Genomic DNA, 19,574 nt, shown 5'->3' with positions numbered 1-19,574 from the left:
AATAACATGAGTGAATTTCAATTTATGACGAGCGATAGACCGCTAAAAGAAGTCGAAAATCCATATATCGAATTCTTATCCATCAACGAGGCCATCAAAAAAGGTGTCGTGTTGCCTGAAATGCTCACAGACGACGAAGACCTCGATCGCGACGAAAAGATTTTGATGCACGTCGAGGCAGAAGAGCAACTCGACGAGATTGAGGTCAAACGAGAACTTTATTATGCAGAGGAAAACGTCGAAGCGTACTCGAAAAAACCGCACGTCGCTGAATTGCGTTGGCGCTACACCGAAACGAGAGCCCAGCAACTCGTTGACTACATCACCGACCACCTGAAGACGGCGGATGAAGTCGAGATTTGGAAAGTGTGGGTCGATGAACAGACCGAACCGAGCGTTCGTTCGATCACGCTCGACGAGTTGACGATTGATGAGTTGCGGTTTTTAGGGGATGTCGGGTTTGAGCGGCCAGAGTGTCTCCATGTCGTAAAATCGTGACATTTTCGTAAAATGCTTGTAGATTTTCCGGACGTGGTATCATGTTCGGTTTTTTGTCTCCTCTTGAAAAAAACTGCTACATAACAAGAGAATAGTTGAAGCGGGAGTGGGGACACGATTATTCGGTTGCTCACTCTTTTCATTTCTTGTACGAACTGACCGACGTCAAGTGGGCGGCTAGTGTGATGCCATCGTGAAGGAGGTTTCGAAGTCGCTGGCGAATTGTAGCAACATCACGTATTGGCAGGGACTGGATGCTGTTCAGTGAAAGCTTTATAGAGGAGGGTGGCACAGTGATCTCATTTCGACCGTATTCACATGAGCCTTATGTGTCGGAGGATGCTGTAAAAGTAAGAGACTTTCTCATCAGAATCAACTTAACGGAGCTGCAGGCACCACGTCTTTTATGGGGGGCGTGGGACTGGGCGGTGAACCATGCGCTTCGTGATCAAGAACATGTGCATCGGATTGGCATGTGGGAAGATGAGGGGCGCCTTGTCGCCCTGGCGACGTATGAGCTCAATTTAGGGGAAGCGATTTTGGTCGTGGAGGAAGGGTACGACGCATTGAAGCCTGAACTCGTTGCCTATGCGGTCGAGCGGTTGCATAGGCATGGTGATTTGCGACTATTGTTACCGGATGAGGATGAGTGTCTGCAACTTGCCGCCTTAGAGACCGGATTTCGACCGACGAGACAAATCGAGCGGTTCGCGAAAATCCATGTTTCTCGGATAAATCAGGAGTCGTTGCCGCACGGGTTCTCCTACGTGTCTCTCGCGGATGAATGGGATTGGCGACAATACAACCAAGTGATGTGGCGTGGCTTTGACCACGACGGGAATGCGCCGGATGATGCCGCGACCATCGCCGGACGGAAAAAAATGTTGTCGAGTCCAGTGATTCTCCCTGAACTGATCGTTGCCATTGCCTCACCTGAGGGGAAGTACGTTGCACATTGTGGTGTCTGGTATCGCCCGGGTGATCGCTATAGTTACGTCGAACCGGTCGTGACGGACCCGACGTACCGGGGGAAAGGCTTCGGAAAGTCGGTCGTCTATGAGGCGATCATACGGAGCGGGAAACTAGGGGCGGAACAGGCGATTGTCGCTTCAGACCAGATGTTTTATTACAGCATCGGCTTCGTTCCGTTTCGGACGATGACGCAATGGCAATTGCACAATTAAGCGACTTAGGATAGAGAGAAAGGGGAGAATGAAACATGGAACGCACCATCACAGTCAAAGGAACGGGAAAAGTATCGGCCAAGCCAGACTTGATTGTCGTGAAAATGGAGTTGACCTCGAAGGCCGTGCGTTACGAGGAGACGATGAACGAGGCGGCGACGGCCGTGGCGCGTCTGCAAAAGGCGCTTGGACAGGCCGGCTTCGATAAGACCGCTCTAAAGACGACGGACTTCTCGATCGATACAGACTATGAAAGTTACCGTGACGAGGACGGAAATTATAAATCTCGTTTCCGTGGCTATGTGTGTGAGCAACGAACAAAACTTGAGTTTGACCTCGACACGAAACGCTTGTCTGACGTCATCCAAAGCGTCACGAATTCAATGGCAGATCCAAAACTGTCCATCAAGTTCACGATCAAAGATTCAGATGTGGTTAGCGATGCACTCCTCGCCAGCGCGGCGGAGAGTGCGTTGCATCGGGCTGAACTGTTGACGAAAGCGGCCGGTGCGAAGCTTGGGGAATTGAAACGGATTGACTATACGTGGGCCGAGCTCCATCTTTACTCGCCAACTAATTTGGTATTCCATGAAGAGGTGTTCCATTCACAGGCGTCGATGCCAGAGCTTCAGCCGGACGATATCGATTTGAGCGATACGGCGACGTTCGTCTGGGCAATCGAATGAAACGAGTCGTTTGGATGTTGGTGTTGCTGCTTTCTGTCTCACTGTCGGTCCACGCCTTGTCCTGGGCGTACGCGTTCGTCGTCTTGGACGGACGGGTGTATGAAGTGACGGACATTATGGTCTTGGAGGCTGATCTTGGTGACGTCGTCGGTGAGGTCGAGACGTTGGCTGACGATATGACCGGCGACTATTATGGGGACGCCTCGAACATGTATCCGATCGGAACAGAATATCGTCAAGTGGAAGGGGAGTCGGTCGAAGACGTGCTCGCGGTCGAGGACGGTACTGAGTGGAAGCGGGCCGAATTCGTCCATGAAGCACCGTTTGACAGCCGAAATCATCTAGACGTAATCGCCTATGCCGCCATCGGCTTGGGAATCGCGGTATTTTTGGGCACTAGGCTGAGGAAACGTCGATGAACTTATATAATTTTGAGGAACAGATTTCGAATCGGATTATAGAGAAAAGAATGGATACATGATGAGCGGTCCATCATTAAGGGAATAGTCCCATGTAGACATAAGAAAGTTTTCGCTTAATGGAGGGATACGTCATGAAAATCCTCATCACTTTTGACTCGATGTACGGATGCACAGAAAAAGTCGCCCACGCCATCAAAGACGGATTCGGCGAGCTTCACCAAGTCGAGGCGGTTCACATCAGTCATATCGGCTACGGGGATCTCGCCAACCTCGATTTACTCGTCGTCGGATCACCGACACACGGCGGACGCGAGACCGAGGACGTGAAGACGTTTCTCGACGGACTGTCGGATCATGCGCTCCGCGGAGTGCGGGCCGCAGCGTTCGATACGAGCATGGCCGAAGAAGACCAAGGCTTTTTCGTCGGAAAGATCGTCAAGTGGTTCGGCCACGCCGCGACCCGGATTGAACGGGCGCTTACGGAAAAAGGAGCAGAGCCGGTGCTTCAAGAATCATTCCTCGTCCTCGACAAAGAAGGACCGCTCAAAGAGGGAGAGCTCGAGCGGGCCCGTGACTGGGCGAGCCATCTGTTCGATAAGTGAACGAAGACGCGTTCCTGATGGGATGCGTTTTTTGTTGTGTCGTATGACCGAACAGTACGAGAAACGGGTAAATACAAGTGTAGCTCTTTTTCTAAAGAATGGAGGGATAAGGATGAAAAAATGGGAACGAGATGTCCTTGTCGGGTGGATTGTCGTCTTGCTTGTGTTGATCGCCCATTACGCGATCACCGTGTCGCTCGGCAACACTTATTTTGCCGAATCGACGTTGAATCGGATGCTCTGGTTCAGTAGCTTCCCGGCTTTTTTGATCGCGTTTATCGCAGCACTCTTCCAAAAAACGAACACGATCACCCTTGCCGTCCGACGCGCCGTCATTTGGACAGCCGAGCTCGTCGTCGGGTTTTCACTTGTCGCCTTGTTCTTCCGCGCGTTCGAACCGTTGTTCGCAAGCCCTGGTGCGTATTGGCTGTTCGGTGCCGTCTTGCTCGCCCCGCTCGTCTACTTGTTTGCGTTCCGCCGCCAAGACCGCGGCACGAAAGCCGGAGTCCATTAATCGAAACGCCTTCCTCGGGAGGCGTTTTTAGCTTGCCTCGAAATGGGAAAGGGGTACAGAAGACATGAATGGAGGGAATCATATGAGTACTTATTTTTCATCATCTTACGACGAGTCGCGCGAGAGGTTTCTCGATTTGCTCGACACCGTCAAACAATACTACCCGAGCGCGCGGACGATGTCGCATTCGATCGGGGAAGATACGATCGACGTGATCATCGGCGAACCGGCCGGGTCACGTGAGGCGATGCTGCTCATGACGATCGGCGAGCATGGGATCGAAGGCTACGCCGGTGCGGCCGTTACGCAGCAATTCATCGAGACACAGCTCGGCAACGTCCGCCATGACGTGACAGGCGTCTGCTTCATCCATGCGGTCAACCCATGGGGGATGAAACATTTCCGGCGCGTCAACGAACATAACGTCGATTTGAACCGAAACTACGTCGTCGACCGGGAGTCGCTGCCGCGAAACGTCAATAAAGAGTATGAGGTGATGCGCCACTTGTTCGTCCCGGACGGTGTCATCGACGACTATCACGAGGCGCGCGAACACATTTATTCGTTCCTCGGCTCTGGCATCAAGCTCGACGGGTTCGACGCGATGACCGAGGCGAAAGGGATGGGCCAGTACCAATTCCCGAAAGGCGTCTATTATGGCGGAGACGCCGACGAACCGTCCGCTGTCTTCATGAAAGAGATCCAGCACGATCTTCTCGACCGTTACGACCGGGTCGTTCATATGGACTGGCACACCGCGCTCGGGCCGACGAACGAAGTGACGATGCTCGTCAGCGAGCGGGACGGACGCAGCGCCGAGCAGTTAAAACAGACATACGGGTTGAAGAACATCAAGACGTACAATCCGGATGACGTGCTCGGCGACTCGACGAACCATTTCTATTACGTCCGCGACACGCAGCATCCGGACAAGCAGCTCGTCTCGGCCTTGTTCGAATTCGGGACGTTCGGCACGTCGACGAAAGCGCTGATCCGTGAATTTTTGACGATCATTTTAGAGAATCGTCTCTATTTCGAAGGCACGAAAGACCCGGAGGCACGGAACGGCATCAAAAAAGAATTCATGGCCATGTTCTACCCGGAAGACGAGACGTGGAAGACGTCCGTGTTACGAGAAGGCGCGCAAGCGGTCGAGCATATCTTGAAGGCCGAATCGCTCTGGCGCGACGGTTGACAGGTTTTCAGTTCGCTCAAACGGGAACAGATGGGTTGTGGGCAAACGTACGGCGCACAACGCTCAACAATACGATTGGGGGTTTTGAATGATGGGGAATTACATTACAGCACATGACGGGACGTCTATTTTTGTCGAGGACGTCGGAACGGGCGACGCGGTCGTCTTCTTGCACGGATGGCCGGCGAACAACAACATGTTCGAGTATCAGAAGAACGCGCTGTTGGATGCGGGCTACCGCTACGTCGGTATCGATTACCGGGGTTACGGGAAGTCGGACGCACCGGCTACGGGCTATGACTACGAGACGATGGCGTCTGACGTGAACATGGTCGTCAACGGCCTCGGTGTCAAAGACTTCACACTCGTCGGCTTCTCGATGGGTGGGGCGATCGCGATCCGCTATGCGGTCGATTATCCGGACGGTGGTTTGAAAAAACTCATCCTCGCCGGCGCGGCGGCACCGGTATTCACGCAACGCCCGGACTATCCGTACGGCATGACAAAAGAAGAAGTCGACGCCTTGATCGAAGATACGAAACGCGACCGTGCCTCGATGTTGACCGGGTTCGGCGAGATCTTCTTTGAGAAGAAGCATCCAGAACCGCTTCAAAACTGGTTCCACAGCTTGTCACTCATCGCCTCGAGCCACGGGACGATCGCCTCGGCGAAAGCGCTCCGCGACGAGGACCTTCGTGAAGACTTGCCGAAAGTCGGCGTCGAGACGCTGATCATCCATGGCGTCCACGACAAAGTCTGTCCGTTCGAGTTTGCCCTAGAGATGGAAAAAGGCATCCCGAACGCGCGCATCGAGCGTTTCGAGGAGAGCGGTCACGGTACCGTGCTCGACGAGATGGAGAAGTTCAATCAAACGATGTTACATTTTATCTGATTAGACGAGACGCCTTGATCGAAAGGCGTCTTTTTTTTATGGACTCGGATGGGTAGAATCGATGCGTACAGGGTATAAATAATTGGAGTTACTTTCCAGTTTTCTGTTGATGACGTGTCACGCCGGTCCTGTTCTTGTAAAGGACTTTTTTCTGTGACAGCAACTAATGAAGGGAGGGTGAAACAATTGTGGGGTGCGGTCAATTATTGCGGTCAACCCTACGATTCATGGTACAATAGCGTGGTGGATTAACAGATTGAGGAGAGATTATATATGAACATCGCTTTCTTTTTATATCCGAAAGAAGACGTCAAATATTTAGACCCGGAGTCGACGGTGCGGCAAGCGCTCGAGAAGATGAAGCATCATCGCTTCACCTCGGTGCCGCTCGTATCCGAGAACGGCTTTTACGCCGGAACGATGACGGAAGGAGACTTACTGTGGGCACTCGCTGAACAACTTCGCGGGGAAGAAGATTATGAGAAAGTGCTCCGGACTCGCCTGAAAGACATCAAACAACGCATACGCTATAAACCGGTATCGATCACGGCGCAAATCGAGGAGCTCGTCGATGCGATCACCGATCAAAACTTCGTGCCGGTCGTCGATGACGGCAAGTATTTCATCGGCATCATCCGACGCCGTGACATTATCGAGTACTACTCGACGAAGTTGAAACAGCTCGAGAGCGAAGTACGCTAACTCAGTGGCTCGGCCCTTATTAAAGGGTCGGGTCATTTTTTGTGTCGATTATATCCCGTGTAAGTCGGGTACAGTGTCAGAGACAAGGAGGCGATCACATGGACATGTCCACATATCGGTTTAAAGATGACGGCTCGATCCCGAACAACCCGTATTTCCCGGTGCTCTTATACCGACGCGTGTTCGATGAGGCGGACGGCATCCAGGCGACGTTCGAGCATAACGGTTGGGGCAACAGTTGGGTGAACGGTGTGTTCGACTATCACCACTATCACAGCAACACGCACGAGGTCCTCGGGGTGAGGTCAGGCCGTGCGACCGTTCAACTCGGCGGCGCGACCGGCGATCTCGTCTCGTTGAATGCGGGTGACGTGTTGATCCTGCCGGCAGGGACGGGACACCGTCGACTCGAGGCGAGCGATGACTTCGAAATCGTTGGGGCGTATCCGGAAGGACGCGACTATGACACGTTGACGGGTAAGCCTGAAGAACGCCCGGACAACGTCCATCGAATCGAACGCGTCGACAAACCGGCGACCGATCCCGTCTTCGGGACGACAGGGCCGTTACACGATCAATGGATCAAGGAGGAAACAACATGAACCGAATTCCACACACACTGATTTTGGCGGCATTGAAACAACACGTGGTCAAATTGCCGGACGAGCGCGAGATGCGCGCCCTCGGTCAAGGCACGTGGCGCATGGGCGATGACGCATCGAAACATGACGCGGAGATCGAGGCGTTACAGACAGGTCTCGACTGCGGATTACACGTCATCGACACGGCCGAGATGTACGGGGAAGGAAAGTCAGAATCACTCGTCGGGGAAGCGATCCAAGACCGGCGCGAGGACGTCTTTCTCGTCTCGAAAGTGTATCCACATAACGCCGGGGGCGACAAGCTCGTACAGGCGTGCGACACGACGCTCGAGCGGCTCGGCACCGACTATCTCGACCTTTACTTGTTGCATTGGCGCGGCAACATCCCGCTCAAGGAGACGGTCGACGGGCTCGAACAGCTGAAAGCAGACGGGAAGATCCGGGCGTGGGGCGTCTCAAACTTTGACGTCGACGACATGAAAGAACTGCTCGCCTTGCCGAACGGGAAGCATTGCGCGGTCAACCAAGTGCTGTATCATCTCGGCAGCCGCGGCATCGAGCACGACTTGTTGCCGTTCCTAGAAGAGCAGCGCATCCCGGTGATGGCCTATTCGCCGCTCGCCGAAGGCAGCGACGTGAAAGAGAAGATCTTTAACGATGAGACGGTGAAACAAATCGCCGAGGCGTATCATGCGTCGGTGGCCCAAATCCTGCTCGCGTGGACGGTCCGGAGCGGCAACGTCATCGCCATCCCGAAAGCAGGGCAGAAAGCGCACGTCGAAGAGAACGGGGCGGCGCTGCTCCTCAATCTGACTGAAGAAGATTTCAAAGCGCTCGACGAGGCGTTCCCGCCGCCGAGCGGGAAAGAACCGTTAGATGTCATCTAAAAAAAGGTGAGTCCACAACGTGGGCTCACCTTTCGTATGTCTTTAGTTCGCTAACGGGTGCTTCAATAGATAGTCTTCAATCTGTCCGAGCGTGTCTTTTAACACGCCGTCTTCGAACGGTGACTTCAGTCCGGCCAGTTCGACGAGCTCGAGGAACGAGCGGCTACCGCCGGCCTGACAGAGTGTGAGGTAATCGCTCCACGCCGACTCACGGTCCTCATGCATGCGCACCCAGAACTGGAAGGCACAAACTTGGGCGAGCGTGTAGTCGATATAATAGAACGGGCTCTGGAAGATGTGACCTTGTTGGTGCCACCATGCGCCCGACTCGAGGTAGTCGTTCGTCTCGTAGTCGCGGTGCGGCAAGTATACCTTCTCAAGGTCACGCCACGCCTGACGACGTTCTTCTGCCGTCATGTCCGGCTTCCGGTAGACGATGTGCTGGAACTCGTCGACGAGGACGCCGTACGGGAGGAACGTGACGCTTCCGGCCAAGTGGTTGAACTTGTACTTGTCGACCTGGTCGCCGAAGAACAGCTCCATCCACGGCCAGCAGAAGAACTCCATCGACATCGAGTGGATCTCACACGCCTCGTACGTCGGGAACGCGTATTCCGGTGTCGTCAAATGGCGGCTCTCATATACTTGGAAGGCGTGACCGACCTCGTGCGTGAGCACGTCGATGTCGCCGGCCGTGCCGTTGAAGTTCGAGAAGATGAACGGGAGACCTTCAGACGGTAAGTACGTGCAGTAACCGCCGCCGGCTTTGCCGGGCTTCGCCGTAAGATCGAGGGCGCCGCGCTCTTGCATGTACTGGAAGAATTCGTCCGTCTCGCCCGAGAGCTCACGGTACATCTTGTTGCCGCCCTCGATGATGAACGACTCGTCGCCTTGCGGTGTCGCGTTGCCGTCCGGGAAGACGAACGATTCGTCATAGTAGCGGAGCGTATCGACAGCGATGCGTTTCGCCTGCTTGTCTTTTAACGTCGTCGCGAGCGGGACGATGACGTCGCGCACTTGTTTACGGAAGTTGTCGACCATCGACTCATCATAGCCGACGCGTTGCATCCGGGCGTAGCCGAGTTCGACGAACGACGGGAAGTCGAGCGCGTGCGCGATCTCGGTCCGGACGCGGACGAGTTCGCCATAGATGCGGTCGAGCTCGTCACCGTTGTCGGCGAGGTATGTATAACGCGCCTCGGACGCCGCTTTTCGTACCGACCGGTCGGGTGACTGTAAGTATGGGCCGAACTGTGACAAGTTGAGCGTCTTGCCATCGAACTCGATCTGTGCGGCCGACATCACTTTTTGATAGCTCGTCGCGAGTCGGTTCTCTTCTTGCAGTTTCGGGATGAGCGATTCGTCGAACGTTTTGAGTGCCCGTTCCGCGAGTTCGAACAATTGGCTGCCCCATTCCGCTTCGAGCTGGCTGCGGAGGTCGTGCTCCGTCAAGACGCGATAGTACGCCTGGACTTCTTTCTCGTAGACCGGCAACGCGTCGTCAAAGAACGTCTGCTCGGCTTCGTAGAACGCATCGCGCGTATCAATCGAGTGGCGGATCGCGACGAGCTGACTTTGCGTCTCGAACGCGTTCCGTTCCTGGTTGATTTGGCGAATCAATTCGTTCGCCTCTTCGAGTGTGCTCGCTTGCTGCAATTCGACTGAATAGTCCGACAATCGGCTGTTTAAAGCGTCCACGTCGGGCCGTTCGTATGACAATTTTGTGAAAGTCGTCATTGTAAGCGCCTCCATCATGTGAAATTTTTATAAAGTGTAAAAAGGGCTTGCAAAAGCGATTGCACACTCGTATTCTTACGATGTGTAAACGAATTCGCACTACCTTAATACAACTATACCGTGAATAGGGTAGGGATTGAAGTAATAGCTTTTCGGGTATAAAAGCTAAGACTTTGATTAACAGAACATGTTGGAGGGATTAAGCTATGGGATTCTTTAAAAAACTTTTTGGTGGTAAAGACGAGCAACTGAACGCGGTGTCACCACTTACAGGGAAAGTCATCGATATTACGAACGTGCCTGACCAAGTGTTCTCACAAAAAATGATGGGTGATGGCATCGCCATCGAACCGACAGACGGAAAAGTCGTGTCACCGGTCAACGGGACAATCGCGACGGTCTTCCCGACGAAACACGCGATCGGTATCAACGCGGACAACGGTGCGGAGTACTTGATCCACATCGGTCTCGACACGGTCAACCTTAAAGGTGAAGGCTTCGAGACGCACGTCACGGAAGGCCAAGCCGTCAAAGCGGGCGACCCGCTCGTCACGTTCGACCTTGACTTCATCAAAGCGAACGCACCGTCGACGATCACACCGATCATCATCACGAACCATGACAGCTTCGCTGTGAACAAACTTGTTGCCGAAGGCGACAACGTTACAGCCGGTTCATCTGAAGTCGTCGAGTTGACGAAAAAATAATTAATTCGACCACTTACTCGGAAGCATGCGCTTCCGAGTATTTTTTTGTGGATTCGGGAACTATAATGGAAAAGAGGGGGTAGAATTCAATGGATGGTAAAAATGCACCGTACCGGGGTTATGGGGACCGGATCCGAATCTTGCGTGAGCGGACGGGTATCTCGATCGAGGCACTCGCCGAACAGATCGGTGTCGCTCCGTACTTTATTCGCCGGACCGAGCTCAGTGAAGTGTACCCGACGATGCCTTACATAGAGGCGCTCGCCGAGGCGCTGAAGATTGACGCGAACTACTTGGCACGGCACATTTGGACGGGGGAATCCTTGAAGGTGCTCATGAAAGGCAAAGCCCCTGAACTCGAACAGATGAAGCTCGCCTATGAAGAAGCGATGCACGGAAAGTCGACGGAAGATATGCAGCATCAGCTCGAGACGCGCATGCGCATCTTCGACTTGATGCACGAAGAGGAACTGCGCCGCATCTTTGAAGAGGACGAGGAACCGACGTCGCACCACGCGTTAGAAGCGTTGGTCGATGCCGTGCTCGACCTCGGACGGACGCATGAGGCGACACATCGCATCGTCCCATTCGCCCGCTACGTCGACCAGCTCGTCCCGGAGCAGTTCGTCGATAACTCGTTCCAATATACGGAGTTTGGCATCGTCGATAAGTCGTATAAGTTACAGTGAGCACAAAAAAGCAGCCGTTCTGAGCAGAACGGCTGCTTTTGATTTAACGCATTGGTCTTGCTTCATAACGCACTTTCGGTTTCGTCCCGGCAAGCAGGAAGCCGAGCACGATGTTGAGAATCGTGAGCACCCAGCCGATGTAACCGAACGTATAGGCGAGGCTCGCGAGCATCGTCTGCCAGTCGAGTAAGGAAGCGGCATCACCGCGAACGGTGAAGCGGATGATCGTGAATCCGACGAGTGTCGTCAGCGTGATCAAAATCCCGATCCACGCGCCGCCGAACCTTGACGTCTCAGAACGTCGACTGACCGGATACCAAAACGCGAGCGTTCCGAGGAACGTGCTGCCCGCGTATGCGAGCAAGATTTGCCACAACGCGTCGGCCTCTAAGAAGACGGTATAACAGATGAACGTCGTGAGCGTCGTCATGAATGTAAAGATCAAGGCTGCGAGTAATCGTGATCGCATAGTTCGTTTCCTCCTCATTTTGCACATTCTTTAGAGTATACGAAAACGAAAATGCTGTAAACGTTATTGACGATTTTGTAATATTTGACGCCATTGTTTAATCGCGTTGTTCCCGTAGAACAGGACGCCGCCGCGATAGAACTTCGAACCGATCCAGAGAATGACACCGATCGAGCCGAGCATGATGCCGATCGACAAGGCGACTTCCCAGACTGGTACGTCGACGAGCATGACGCGGAGGAACATGAGCATCGGCGTGAAGAACGGAACGAACGACAAAATCGTGACGATCTGCGCTTCCGGATTGTTCAACCCGAACATCGCGGCGAGGAAACCGGCGACCAGGAGCATGATGACCGGCATCGTCATCTGCTGCGACTCTTCGACACGGCTGACGAGCGAGCCGAGGACGGCGAACATGGCCGCATAGAGCAGATAGCCGAGCGTGAAGAACGTCAATAAGTAGATGACGGCCCGGGCGTTGCCGGCGTTGTCGATGACCGATTGGGCCATCTCATTGCTGCGGGCGCTGAAGTAACCGAACCCGAGGAAGATGCCGATCTGTAACAGGGCGAGCGTACCAATCGCCGAGATCTTGGCGAGCATGTGCGTCACCGGATGTGTCGTCGAGATGATCAGTTCCATGACGCGCGACGACTTCTCGGTCGTCACTTCGGTCGAGATCATCGAACCGTACGTGATGATTGATACGTAAAGCAGCATGAGCATGATGTAGACGAACGCGAATGATGAGAACAGCTCCTCTGAGTTCTCGCCGCCACGGCCGAGGTAAGACTCCTCGATCGGGACCGGCTCGTTCAAAGCGGCGAGGACGGTCGGGTCGATGTTCGACGTCTCGATCAGCTCGGCGTTGCGGACTTCGCGTAGCGCCGTCTGCAGGAGTGTCGTGAAATCGGGCTCCGGACGGTCGGACAAGACGCGGGCCGAAGCGCCGTCGATGAAGGCGACGATCTCGTAATCCCCATTTTCGAGTCCCGCGCGCGCCTCGGTCTCGGTGATGTCGGCCGATTCGACCCCTTCGTAACCGAGCGACTGCATGATTTCAGTCAGTTCGGCGTTTTGCGTGACGAGGAGCGCCTGGCCTTGATCGGTGTCCTCGAAGTTCGCGAGCAGGCGGTCGATGTTCGTGAAGCCGAGGATGAACACGATCGTCAAGATCGTCGAGATGAGGAACGCCTTCGACCGCAGTTTCGAGCGTAGCGTGAACGCGTACAATGGTTTGAAGTTATGAAACATGGCTGCCTACCTCCTTGATGAAAATGTCGTTGAGCGAGACGGGTTGGCGCATGAACGTCTTGACGGAAGCACCTGCTTGCACGAGGGCGCCGAGCACCGCGTCGCTGCCTTCGAACGAGTCGAGCCGGATGAGGTGACCGTCGCGATGAGGTTCGACCGCTTTGACGATCGGGAGTGCCGTGAGGACATCGACGCGATCGGTCTCGATGAAGAGCACCGGCTCGGCGTAACGCGACTTGATCGTCGGGACGTCGCCGCTGACGACGGCGCGGCCACCTTTCAAGATGCCGATATGTTGGCACAGCTCTTCGACGTGCTCCATCCGGTGACTCGAGAAGACGATCGTCGTCCCTTCGTCGCGCAGGGCGAGCACTTCACGCTTCAAAATCTCGACGTTGACAGGATCGAGACCGCTGAACGGCTCATCCAAAATGAGCAGTTCCGGGTTGTGGAGCAGCGCCGCAATCAACTGAATCTTTTGCTGATTTCCTTTTGACAGCTGTTCAACACGCATCGTCTCGTACTGCGGGATCTCGAGCCGTTCGAGCCACGACTTGACGGCACGTTTCGCCTCAGCCGACTTCATTCCTTTCAGGCTGGCGAGAAAGACGAGCTGGTCGCGGACGGGCGACTTCGGATACAGGCCGCGCTCTTCCGGCAAATAGCCGACGATGCGGTGGTCGACGTTGCGTCCGTCCCAGAGAATCGTGCCGTCAGTCGGCTTTAAAATGTCTAAGATCATCCGGAACGTCGTCGTCTTGCCGGCACCGTTCGCCCCGAGCAGGCCGTACATCTCGCCACTGGGGACGTGAAAGCTCAAGTCGTCGACGGCCGTGAACTCCCCGAACTGCTTCGAGACACGGTCAATTTGTAAAGTCATATGTAAGTCCTCCTTATTAGGTGTCTACTCTTAGCGTACGGCATTGTGAGCAAAAAGTTTCACTTTTCATCAGAAATGATTTATCTTGAAATCAAGATAATAAAAAAGGGGGACACGTCATGACGACGCACTCAGCAGGTATCCATCACATCTCGGCGATGGTGAAAGACCCGCAACGCACATTAGATTTTTACGGCAACGTCCTCGGTATCCGCTTCATCAAGCAGACGGTCAACTTCGATGACCCGGGTACGTACCATTTATACTTTGGCGATGAAACCGGGACGCCGGGGACGGTCATCACGTTCTTCCCGATCCCGGGTATCGGGAAAGGCAGCGTCGGCAGCGGGCAGGTCGGTGTCACCGCGTATCTCGTACCAGTTGGCAGTCTCTTGTTTTGGGAAGCGCGTCTCCGCGAACACGGTGTCGCGACGGTCGCGACCGAACGGTTCGGCGAGCCGTCGTTGTTGTTCGAAGACCCGGACGGACTCGTCGTCGAGCTCGTCGCGCGGGCGAGCGCGAAACAGACGGACTGGCTCGTTCCAGGTATCACGAAACAAGAAGCGATCACCGGGTTCGCCGGGGCGACGCTTTTGTCGAAAGACCCGGAGGCGACGGTGCGGCTATTGACCGAACTGTTTGGCTTCACGAAGACGGGGGAAGACTCGGAATGGGTCCGACTTGAGGGCGAGGCCGATTACGGCAACGTCATCGACGTCAAAAAGGCCGTCCTCCCGAACGGCGTGCCCGGTGCGGGGACGGTCCACCATATCGCCTGGCGTATCGCGGACGGTGACGAGTATACGACGTGGCAAGACGCAATCTTTGACCGCGGCCTCCGTCCGACCGAGGTGAGAGAGCGGCACTACTTCCGCTCGGTCTACTTCCATGACGAAGGACGCATCTTGCACGAGCTCGCGACCGACGCACCCGGGTTCCTCGTTGATGAAACGATCGACGAACTCGGTAGCGCGCTGAAGCTGCCGGACTGGCTCGAAGTCGACCGCGACAAGATCACACGAACGCTACCAACCATCACAATCCCGAGAGGAGACAGAATATGATTCATCAATTCATTAAAGGCACGACCGAGACGACGCTCGTCTTGTTGCACGGTACAGGCGGGACGGAGCAGGACTTGATCCCGCTCGCCCGTGAACTCTCAACTGAAGTGAACATTCTCACGCTCCGGGGCGACGTCCTCGAGAACGGCATGTCCCGTTTCTTCCGCCGTCATGCGGAAGGCGTGTTAGACCTTGAAGATTTGAAGAAACAGACGGAACGCTTCCTCACGTTTCTTGACGAGGCGGCAGCTAAATACGGCGTTGCCCGCGACAAGATGATCCCGCTCGGCTACTCGAACGGTGCCAACTTGATCGGATCGGCCTTATACCGGGACAACGCGTTCAAGGCGTCGCTCTTGTTCCATCCGATGGTACCGGACCGCTCGCTCACGCTCCCTGACTTGACGGGTGCGACCGTGTTCATCTCGGCCGGCGAGCGTGACCCGATTTGTCCGAAACAAGAAACAGAAGAGCTGACGTCGACGCTACGGGAAGCCGGAGCGGACGTCGAGCTCTTCTATCACGGAGGCGGGCACGAGCTGCGAATGGAGGAAGTCGAAGCAGCTCGAGCATGGGTTGTGCCGTTAATCGATTGAAACGGTCAGGCCATTTTCTTCGGTTTGGACGATCTCGAGTAGACGACGAGGACGCCACGATCAATCAAATAGGCAGCGAACATGCGTTTCGCTTCTTCAGCACGAACGGTTCGGTCGATTTGGATGTACAATCGGCCGAGCTTTTTTTGTGAGGTGCGGGTCAACAACCAGATCGAGTCGAGCGTGTATTGCCAGCTCCGGAGTGTGTCCGCCCCGACATACATGTACCGGTTCGACGTGCGCTCGAGCAGGTAGTTGAGCCACCAGACGTCACGGGCGAGCTTCATGACGACACCGGCCACGAACGAGATGCCAATCAGGAACAAGACTGAAGCGACCGGATGTAAGGCGCTGAACCGTTCACGGAGCGGTTCGAAAGCGATGATGAATAAACCGATCGAGAGCGCGCCGATACTCCACCAAAATCCAAAGTTAGAGAACGAACGTTTCGGGTCATGGACCACGTGATGACGGTTACGGATGACAGAAGCCATTCTCCACACCTCCTTTATTAGAATATTCTGATTATTTAGTAAAACCACTATACTATACTCTACCCACTCTCGTCCATTTGAATACGCGCAAAACCTGCTCGCGCATGAAGATTTGTTAACGATTCGGCTTGCAAGCGGCAGATACAGGGAATGATGACAATGACGTCATCATTTTTTTGTTGAATCGTAATTTCACCGGGTCAAAAAATCGGCTATGATGGGAAAGGAAAAAAATGAAGCGGGTGGTCAGATGAAGAAGTTAAAAGTCGGTGAACTGCGTGCTGAGTTGAAGCGCTTCACTCAAGAAGAGTTGATTGAGCTCGTCGTCGGCTTGTATAAACAGCACAACGATGTGAAGACGACGTTGAACCGATACTTCAACGAAGGGTTCGAACAAGAAGAGGTCCATCGACTCGTTGGTGCCATGGACGGCTGAAATCCGGGTTGTCGCTCAGAAGCGATACGCCAACAACAAAGAGGAAAAGCAACAGGAGAACTAGAGGGGACGCTATGCGAAATCATTGGTACGACAATATTAAAGGCGTGCTCGTCTTGCTCGTCGTCTTCGGTCACTTGCTGACCGATGTGCGCGGTGCCTACGACGACTTACTGCCGAAGTGGGTTTATTTGTTCTTATATACGTTTCATATGCCGTTATTCATTATGCTGAGCGGTTACTTCTTTCGGGAGAACCGTTATTTGCGTGTCATCCAGCTGTTCGTCGTCTACGTGATCTGGCAAGTCATTCTCGGCTCATGGTTCGCCTTCACGGAAGGGGTCCCGCTCTTGTCGCTCGAGAACCCGGGACTGAACGTGCTCAAGCCGTACTGGGCGCTCTGGTATTTGATGGCCATCGTCATCTGGTACGTCATCACGCCGTACGTGACCCAGTTGAAAGGGTATGTGCTCTATGCGCTGTTGTTCGCCCTGTTGTTCGGCTTCCAAGAAGAATCGACCGGATTCTTCGCGCTCCGGAAAGTCATCATGTTCTATCCGTTCTTCTTGATCGGCAACTGGATGAGTGAGCGCAACACGATGAACTTCTTCGAGTTGCCGAAGCGGGCCGAGCAACGGAACCGTTACCGGGTCGGTGGGGCGGTCGTCTTCATCGCACTCACGCTCGGACTGCTCGCCTCGATGAGCTTCCAAAAAGAAGGCACGTTCTATCACGTCGGCAACTTGTTCAAATTCCGGTTCGCCTACGAGACGGCGGTGCCGGAGGCGATTTGGAGCGGTCCGTTCGCTTTCTTGATCGTCTATACGGTGTCGACGCTCATGGCCGTCAGCTTCGCGCTCATCGTGCCGGGGCGTGAGTTGCCCGTGTTCACGCGGGCAGGGAAGTATAGTCTATACGTCTACTTGGTCCATGTGTTTTTAATCGTCGCCTGGAAGGCGTTCGTGCCGGTCGGATTCATGCCGACGTCATGGCAACAGTTGCTCGTCTTGTTCGGTGTCGCCTGCCTCATCGTCCTGCTCATCATCAGCCCGCCGGCCGTCCGGATGTTGAGGCCGCTCGTCGAGATTGACGTCCGCCGCGCGCAGGACGTGAAAGACCCAAAATCGTAAACCCTTTTCTAAACGGCGGTTTTCCGCTACACTTTAGATGGGAACCGAAACTAGAGCTAAGGAAGTGACAGCATGCCATATGAAAATGGAATGAACAGTACAGAAGGAGACGTCAACGTCTCACGCCACGTCGTCGAGATGATCGCCGCGGTCGTCGTCAAAGAAACGAAACACGTGTCGTTCACACAAGAAGACACGAAACTCTCAGAGCGTGCGCTCATGAAGCACGTCAAAGTCGATGAGTCGTCGGAAGGCGTCATCATCAACTTGTCGCTCTACATCGCTTACGGTCAATCGATCGTCAAGACGGTGACGGCCGTCCAAGAGCGCATCACCCAAGACATGGACACGATGCTCGCGATGACACCGCTAGCGGTGAACGTGAAAGTCGTCGGCATTCAATTGTAAAATGGTAGGAGGAGCGAAGCGCTCTTCCTATTTTTTATTTTTTCTGCGAAAGCGGTTGCATAGATGAGGCGTTATCCGATATAATAGAAATCGAACAAGTGCAACCGTTTGCATCATTGACCAATCGTGCAACGGGTACTTGTCAAGTTCCCTAAATGTAGTCTGAGGACACAAACATTTGAAGGAAAGGCGGAAAGCATGTATGTCGACGATTGAAGCAGTCATTTTTGATTTGGACGGTGTCATCACTGACACCGCGGAGTACCATTACCTCGCTTGGAAACAACTCGGAGAAGAGCTCGACATTCCATTTGACCGCGAGTTCAATGAGACGCTCAAAGGGGTGAGCCGGACTGACTCGCTCGAACGCATCCTTGCGCTCGGCGGAAGACAGGACGATTTCACACCGGATGAAAAGGCGGAACTCGCCCAGAAGAAGAACGAGCACTACGTTGAACTCATTCAGCACATCTCTTCGGCCGATTTGCTTCCTGGCATCGTTTCATTTCTCGATGAAATTAAAGAGGCCGGTCTCAAAATCGGAATGGCATCTGCTTCAAAGAACGCATTCGCGGTCGTTGACGCACTTGGTGTCCGCCATTACTTCGATCACATTGTCGATGCAGCAACTGTCGCCGACTCAAAACCACATCCCGAAGTGTTTTTGAAGGCTGCCTCTGCCCTTGGCGTGAAACCCGAACATGCCATCGGCGTTGAAGACGCAGCCGCAGGCGTGACTGCAATCAAAGCGGCAAACATGTTTGCTGTCGCCGTCGGGGAAGAGTCGATGCTTGGTCATGCAGACCTCATCGTCGCTTCGACCGATGAACTCTCGCTCCGACGCATCCTCGAACGCGTCGGCGCGTAACAGACTACGTTCATCTTCCGTGAGATGACGACTGCCCCGAACAGTCGTCATCTTTTTTTTGGTCCAAAAGTCCTAAAAAGTCCAAAACGCCCAAAAACAGATGACAAACACATTACACCTCCGTTACACTTTTAGAAGATAACAAGTAATAATTAGAAAATCTTGATTTAAAATAGGTAATCGAGAAGTTCAATTGGATGTAGAAGGGGAATTGTGTATGGAATCTACGAACATCAACGAACATATCTATCGCGAACTGATGGAGATCGAGGAGTCGTATCGTCAATTACAGCGCCGGGCCGAATACTTAATTTCTGAACTGAGCCGGGACAAACGGGAAGAAGAGCTGTCGACAGATCCATCAAAGCGGTTGCGTCCGCGTCGCGTCAATCAACGTTATCCGCTCGAGGTTTACGTCCATCAGGTCACAGACCTTTTGAAAGAACGGCAGACGATGAGTGTGCGTGACATCCAGATGGAGCTCGAGCTTCGCTACCGTCACCATATTAGCAACATCTACCAATTAATGGTCAAGATCGAATCGGTCAATCCGGAAATCAAGAAAGTCGGGCGCGGACTATATACATATGCATCAGCTGAAGAAGTCACGACTGAACCAGCACACGCTTGACCGACGAGAACGTTCGTCGGTTTT

At 53.9% G+C, this 19,574-nt stretch carries 25 protein-coding genes; 20 read left to right on the top strand and 5 right to left on the bottom strand.

All coding sequences use genetic code 11. From position 1 onward, the window contains the following. Positions 1 to 6 precede the first annotated feature (6 nt). The 11 genes from EVJ21_RS05575 to EVJ21_RS05525 all read left to right on the top strand — a co-directional run bounded on the left by EVJ21_RS05575 (position 7) and on the right by EVJ21_RS05525 (position 8,184). Positions 7 to 498 (top strand): hypothetical protein, encoded by a 492-nt coding sequence (locus tag EVJ21_RS05575; RefSeq protein WP_131490061.1) that lies wholly within the window; start codon positions 7 to 9, stop codon positions 496 to 498. 293 nt (positions 499 to 791) lie between these two features. Further along, complete coding sequence (locus EVJ21_RS05570; RefSeq protein WP_161567321.1) at positions 792 to 1,682, top strand: GNAT family N-acetyltransferase; 891 nt, start codon at positions 792 to 794, stop codon at positions 1,680 to 1,682. Positions 1,683 to 1,717: 35 nt separating this feature from the next. Continuing rightward, positions 1,718 to 2,368 carry an SIMPL domain-containing protein gene (locus EVJ21_RS05565; RefSeq protein WP_131464116.1) on the top strand — a complete coding sequence of 217 codons (651 nt, stop codon included), beginning with the start codon at positions 1,718 to 1,720 and terminating at the stop codon, positions 2,366 to 2,368. Positions 2,369 to 2,382: 14 nt separating this feature from the next. Continuing rightward, the gene (locus tag EVJ21_RS05560) at positions 2,383 to 2,787 is read left to right on the top strand and encodes a hypothetical protein (RefSeq protein WP_236633695.1); all 405 of its coding nucleotides are present in this window, start codon (positions 2,383 to 2,385) and stop codon (positions 2,785 to 2,787) included. Positions 2,788 to 2,921: 134 nt separating this feature from the next. Further along, positions 2,922 to 3,392: a flavodoxin family protein gene (locus tag EVJ21_RS05555; RefSeq protein ID WP_070328611.1), complete on the top strand. Its 471-nt coding sequence runs from the start codon at positions 2,922 to 2,924 to the stop codon at positions 3,390 to 3,392. A 112-nt stretch (positions 3,393 to 3,504) separates the two neighbouring features. After that, entirely contained in the window at positions 3,505 to 3,906 is a 402-nt protein-coding gene (locus EVJ21_RS05550; protein WP_131490059.1) for a hypothetical protein, read from the top strand. A gap of 82 nt (positions 3,907 to 3,988) precedes the next feature. Next, entirely contained in the window at positions 3,989 to 5,101 is a 1,113-nt protein-coding gene (locus EVJ21_RS05545) for a M14 family metallopeptidase (protein WP_131464112.1), read from the top strand. A 91-nt stretch (positions 5,102 to 5,192) separates the two neighbouring features. Beyond that, positions 5,193 to 5,993, top strand: coding sequence for an alpha/beta fold hydrolase (locus tag EVJ21_RS05540; RefSeq protein ID WP_070328615.1), 801 nt, complete (start codon positions 5,193 to 5,195; stop codon positions 5,991 to 5,993). A 273-nt stretch (positions 5,994 to 6,266) separates the two neighbouring features. Further along, positions 6,267 to 6,695, top strand: a complete 429-nt coding sequence (locus EVJ21_RS05535) for a CBS domain-containing protein (RefSeq protein WP_016510664.1) — start codon at positions 6,267 to 6,269, stop codon at positions 6,693 to 6,695. 98 nt (positions 6,696 to 6,793) lie between these two features. Continuing rightward, complete coding sequence (locus tag EVJ21_RS05530; RefSeq protein WP_070328616.1) at positions 6,794 to 7,297, top strand: cupin domain-containing protein; 504 nt, start codon at positions 6,794 to 6,796, stop codon at positions 7,295 to 7,297. Then, a complete protein-coding gene (locus EVJ21_RS05525; protein WP_131490058.1) occupies positions 7,294 to 8,184 on the top strand; it encodes an aldo/keto reductase in 891 nt (296 codons plus the stop codon). The genes EVJ21_RS05530 and EVJ21_RS05525 overlap by 4 nt, the downstream gene beginning before the upstream one ends. Before the next feature lie 42 nt (positions 8,185 to 8,226). On the opposite strand, the gene EVJ21_RS05520 is transcribed toward EVJ21_RS05525, so the two are convergent. Continuing rightward, positions 8,227 to 9,921 (bottom strand): M3 family oligoendopeptidase, encoded by a 1,695-nt coding sequence (locus EVJ21_RS05520; RefSeq protein ID WP_070328618.1) that lies wholly within the window; start codon positions 9,919 to 9,921, stop codon positions 8,227 to 8,229. A gap of 206 nt (positions 9,922 to 10,127) precedes the next feature. Here EVJ21_RS05520 and EVJ21_RS05515 point away from each other — a divergent pair, with 206 nt between their 5' ends. After that, positions 10,128 to 10,628, top strand: coding sequence for a PTS sugar transporter subunit IIA (locus tag EVJ21_RS05515; protein ID WP_070328619.1), 501 nt, complete (start codon positions 10,128 to 10,130; stop codon positions 10,626 to 10,628). An 89-nt stretch (positions 10,629 to 10,717) separates the two neighbouring features. Next, the gene (locus tag EVJ21_RS05510; protein WP_016509316.1) at positions 10,718 to 11,317 is read left to right on the top strand and encodes a helix-turn-helix domain-containing protein; all 600 of its coding nucleotides are present in this window, start codon (positions 10,718 to 10,720) and stop codon (positions 11,315 to 11,317) included. 43 nt (positions 11,318 to 11,360) lie between these two features. On the opposite strand, the gene EVJ21_RS05505 is transcribed toward EVJ21_RS05510, so the two are convergent. The 3 genes from EVJ21_RS05505 to EVJ21_RS05495 all read right to left on the bottom strand — a co-directional run bounded on the left by EVJ21_RS05505 (position 11,361) and on the right by EVJ21_RS05495 (position 13,923). Beyond that, a complete protein-coding gene (locus tag EVJ21_RS05505) occupies positions 11,361 to 11,786 on the bottom strand; it encodes a hypothetical protein (protein ID WP_070328620.1) in 426 nt (141 codons plus the stop codon). A 63-nt stretch (positions 11,787 to 11,849) separates the two neighbouring features. Beyond that, positions 11,850 to 13,043 (bottom strand): ABC transporter permease, encoded by a 1,194-nt coding sequence (locus EVJ21_RS05500; protein WP_070328621.1) that lies wholly within the window; start codon positions 13,041 to 13,043, stop codon positions 11,850 to 11,852. Then, entirely contained in the window at positions 13,033 to 13,923 is an 891-nt protein-coding gene (locus EVJ21_RS05495; protein WP_070328622.1) for an ABC transporter ATP-binding protein, read from the bottom strand. The genes EVJ21_RS05500 and EVJ21_RS05495 overlap by 11 nt, the downstream gene beginning before the upstream one ends. Before the next feature lie 119 nt (positions 13,924 to 14,042). On the opposite strand from EVJ21_RS05495, the gene EVJ21_RS05490 reads away from it, so the two are divergent. Both EVJ21_RS05490 and EVJ21_RS05485 read left to right on the top strand, forming a co-directional pair. Next, positions 14,043 to 14,987 (top strand): VOC family protein, encoded by a 945-nt coding sequence (locus EVJ21_RS05490; protein ID WP_070328623.1) that lies wholly within the window; start codon positions 14,043 to 14,045, stop codon positions 14,985 to 14,987. After that, complete coding sequence (locus EVJ21_RS05485) at positions 14,984 to 15,583, top strand: alpha/beta hydrolase (protein WP_070328624.1); 600 nt, start codon at positions 14,984 to 14,986, stop codon at positions 15,581 to 15,583. The genes EVJ21_RS05490 and EVJ21_RS05485 overlap by 4 nt, the downstream gene beginning before the upstream one ends. Before the next feature lie 5 nt (positions 15,584 to 15,588). On the opposite strand, the gene EVJ21_RS05480 is transcribed toward EVJ21_RS05485, so the two are convergent. Beyond that, on the bottom strand, positions 15,589 to 16,077 hold the full coding sequence (locus EVJ21_RS05480) for a restriction endonuclease subunit S domain-containing protein (RefSeq protein ID WP_131464104.1): 489 nt from the start codon (positions 16,075 to 16,077) through the stop codon (positions 15,589 to 15,591). A gap of 250 nt (positions 16,078 to 16,327) precedes the next feature. On the opposite strand from EVJ21_RS05480, the gene EVJ21_RS05475 reads away from it, so the two are divergent. From EVJ21_RS05475 to EVJ21_RS05455, 5 genes are all read left to right on the top strand, one after another. Continuing rightward, the gene (locus EVJ21_RS05475; RefSeq protein ID WP_070328626.1) at positions 16,328 to 16,513 is read left to right on the top strand and encodes a hypothetical protein; all 186 of its coding nucleotides are present in this window, start codon (positions 16,328 to 16,330) and stop codon (positions 16,511 to 16,513) included. Positions 16,514 to 16,587: 74 nt separating this feature from the next. Continuing rightward, positions 16,588 to 17,643, top strand: coding sequence for an acyltransferase family protein (locus EVJ21_RS05470; RefSeq protein WP_070328627.1), 1,056 nt, complete (start codon positions 16,588 to 16,590; stop codon positions 17,641 to 17,643). A 72-nt stretch (positions 17,644 to 17,715) separates the two neighbouring features. Continuing rightward, complete coding sequence (locus EVJ21_RS05465) at positions 17,716 to 18,051, top strand: Asp23/Gls24 family envelope stress response protein (RefSeq protein WP_131438761.1); 336 nt, start codon at positions 17,716 to 17,718, stop codon at positions 18,049 to 18,051. 202 nt (positions 18,052 to 18,253) lie between these two features. After that, the gene (pgmB, locus tag EVJ21_RS05460) at positions 18,254 to 18,919 is read left to right on the top strand and encodes a beta-phosphoglucomutase (protein ID WP_016509311.1); all 666 of its coding nucleotides are present in this window, start codon (positions 18,254 to 18,256) and stop codon (positions 18,917 to 18,919) included. Positions 18,920 to 19,136: 217 nt separating this feature from the next. Beyond that, positions 19,137 to 19,550 (top strand): Rok-like winged helix domain-containing protein, encoded by a 414-nt coding sequence (locus EVJ21_RS05455; RefSeq protein ID WP_016509287.1) that lies wholly within the window; start codon positions 19,137 to 19,139, stop codon positions 19,548 to 19,550. Positions 19,551 to 19,574 lie beyond the last annotated feature (24 nt).

The organism is Exiguobacterium sp. SH0S2 (assembly GCF_004337185.1).
GTDB lineage: Bacteria > Bacillota > Bacilli > Exiguobacteriales > Exiguobacteriaceae > Exiguobacterium > Exiguobacterium aurantiacum_A.
This window is presented reverse-complemented; position numbering and strand designations above follow the sequence as displayed.

Bases quoted from the DNA above. Each gene is read 5' to 3' on its own strand.
- EVJ21_RS05575 (WP_131490061.1), top strand. From the start codon at position 7: ATGAGTGAATTTCAATTTATGACGAGCGATAGACCGCTAAAAGAAGTC.
- EVJ21_RS05565 (WP_131464116.1), top strand. From the start codon at position 1,718: ATGGAACGCACCATCACAGTCAAAGGAACGGGAAAAGTATCGGCCAAG.
- EVJ21_RS05560 (WP_236633695.1), top strand. From the start codon at position 2,383: ATGTTGGTGTTGCTGCTTTCTGTCTCACTGTCGGTCCACGCCTTGTCC.
- EVJ21_RS05555 (WP_070328611.1), top strand. From the start codon at position 2,922: ATGAAAATCCTCATCACTTTTGACTCGATGTACGGATGCACAGAAAAA.
- EVJ21_RS05550 (WP_131490059.1), top strand. From the start codon at position 3,505: ATGAAAAAATGGGAACGAGATGTCCTTGTCGGGTGGATTGTCGTCTTG.
- EVJ21_RS05545 (WP_131464112.1), top strand. From the start codon at position 3,989: ATGAGTACTTATTTTTCATCATCTTACGACGAGTCGCGCGAGAGGTTT.
- EVJ21_RS05540 (WP_070328615.1), top strand. From the start codon at position 5,193: ATGGGGAATTACATTACAGCACATGACGGGACGTCTATTTTTGTCGAG.
- EVJ21_RS05535 (WP_016510664.1), top strand. From the start codon at position 6,267: ATGAACATCGCTTTCTTTTTATATCCGAAAGAAGACGTCAAATATTTA.
- EVJ21_RS05530 (WP_070328616.1), top strand. From the start codon at position 6,794: ATGGACATGTCCACATATCGGTTTAAAGATGACGGCTCGATCCCGAAC.
- EVJ21_RS05525 (WP_131490058.1), top strand. From the start codon at position 7,294: ATGAACCGAATTCCACACACACTGATTTTGGCGGCATTGAAACAACAC.
- EVJ21_RS05520 (WP_070328618.1), bottom strand. From the start codon at position 9,921: ATGACGACTTTCACAAAATTGTCATACGAACGGCCCGACGTGGACGCT.
- EVJ21_RS05515 (WP_070328619.1), top strand. From the start codon at position 10,128: ATGGGATTCTTTAAAAAACTTTTTGGTGGTAAAGACGAGCAACTGAAC.
- EVJ21_RS05510 (WP_016509316.1), top strand. From the start codon at position 10,718: ATGGATGGTAAAAATGCACCGTACCGGGGTTATGGGGACCGGATCCGA.
- EVJ21_RS05505 (WP_070328620.1), bottom strand. From the start codon at position 11,786: ATGCGATCACGATTACTCGCAGCCTTGATCTTTACATTCATGACGACG.
- EVJ21_RS05500 (WP_070328621.1), bottom strand. From the start codon at position 13,043: ATGTTTCATAACTTCAAACCATTGTACGCGTTCACGCTACGCTCGAAA.
- EVJ21_RS05495 (WP_070328622.1), bottom strand. From the start codon at position 13,923: ATGACTTTACAAATTGACCGTGTCTCGAAGCAGTTCGGGGAGTTCACG.
- EVJ21_RS05490 (WP_070328623.1), top strand. From the start codon at position 14,043: ATGACGACGCACTCAGCAGGTATCCATCACATCTCGGCGATGGTGAAA.
- EVJ21_RS05485 (WP_070328624.1), top strand. From the start codon at position 14,984: ATGATTCATCAATTCATTAAAGGCACGACCGAGACGACGCTCGTCTTG.
- EVJ21_RS05480 (WP_131464104.1), bottom strand. From the start codon at position 16,077: ATGGCTTCTGTCATCCGTAACCGTCATCACGTGGTCCATGACCCGAAA.
- EVJ21_RS05475 (WP_070328626.1), top strand. From the start codon at position 16,328: ATGAAGAAGTTAAAAGTCGGTGAACTGCGTGCTGAGTTGAAGCGCTTC.
- EVJ21_RS05470 (WP_070328627.1), top strand. From the start codon at position 16,588: ATGCGAAATCATTGGTACGACAATATTAAAGGCGTGCTCGTCTTGCTC.
- EVJ21_RS05465 (WP_131438761.1), top strand. From the start codon at position 17,716: ATGCCATATGAAAATGGAATGAACAGTACAGAAGGAGACGTCAACGTC.
- pgmB (WP_016509311.1), top strand. From the start codon at position 18,254: ATGTCGACGATTGAAGCAGTCATTTTTGATTTGGACGGTGTCATCACT.
- EVJ21_RS05455 (WP_016509287.1), top strand. From the start codon at position 19,137: ATGGAATCTACGAACATCAACGAACATATCTATCGCGAACTGATGGAG.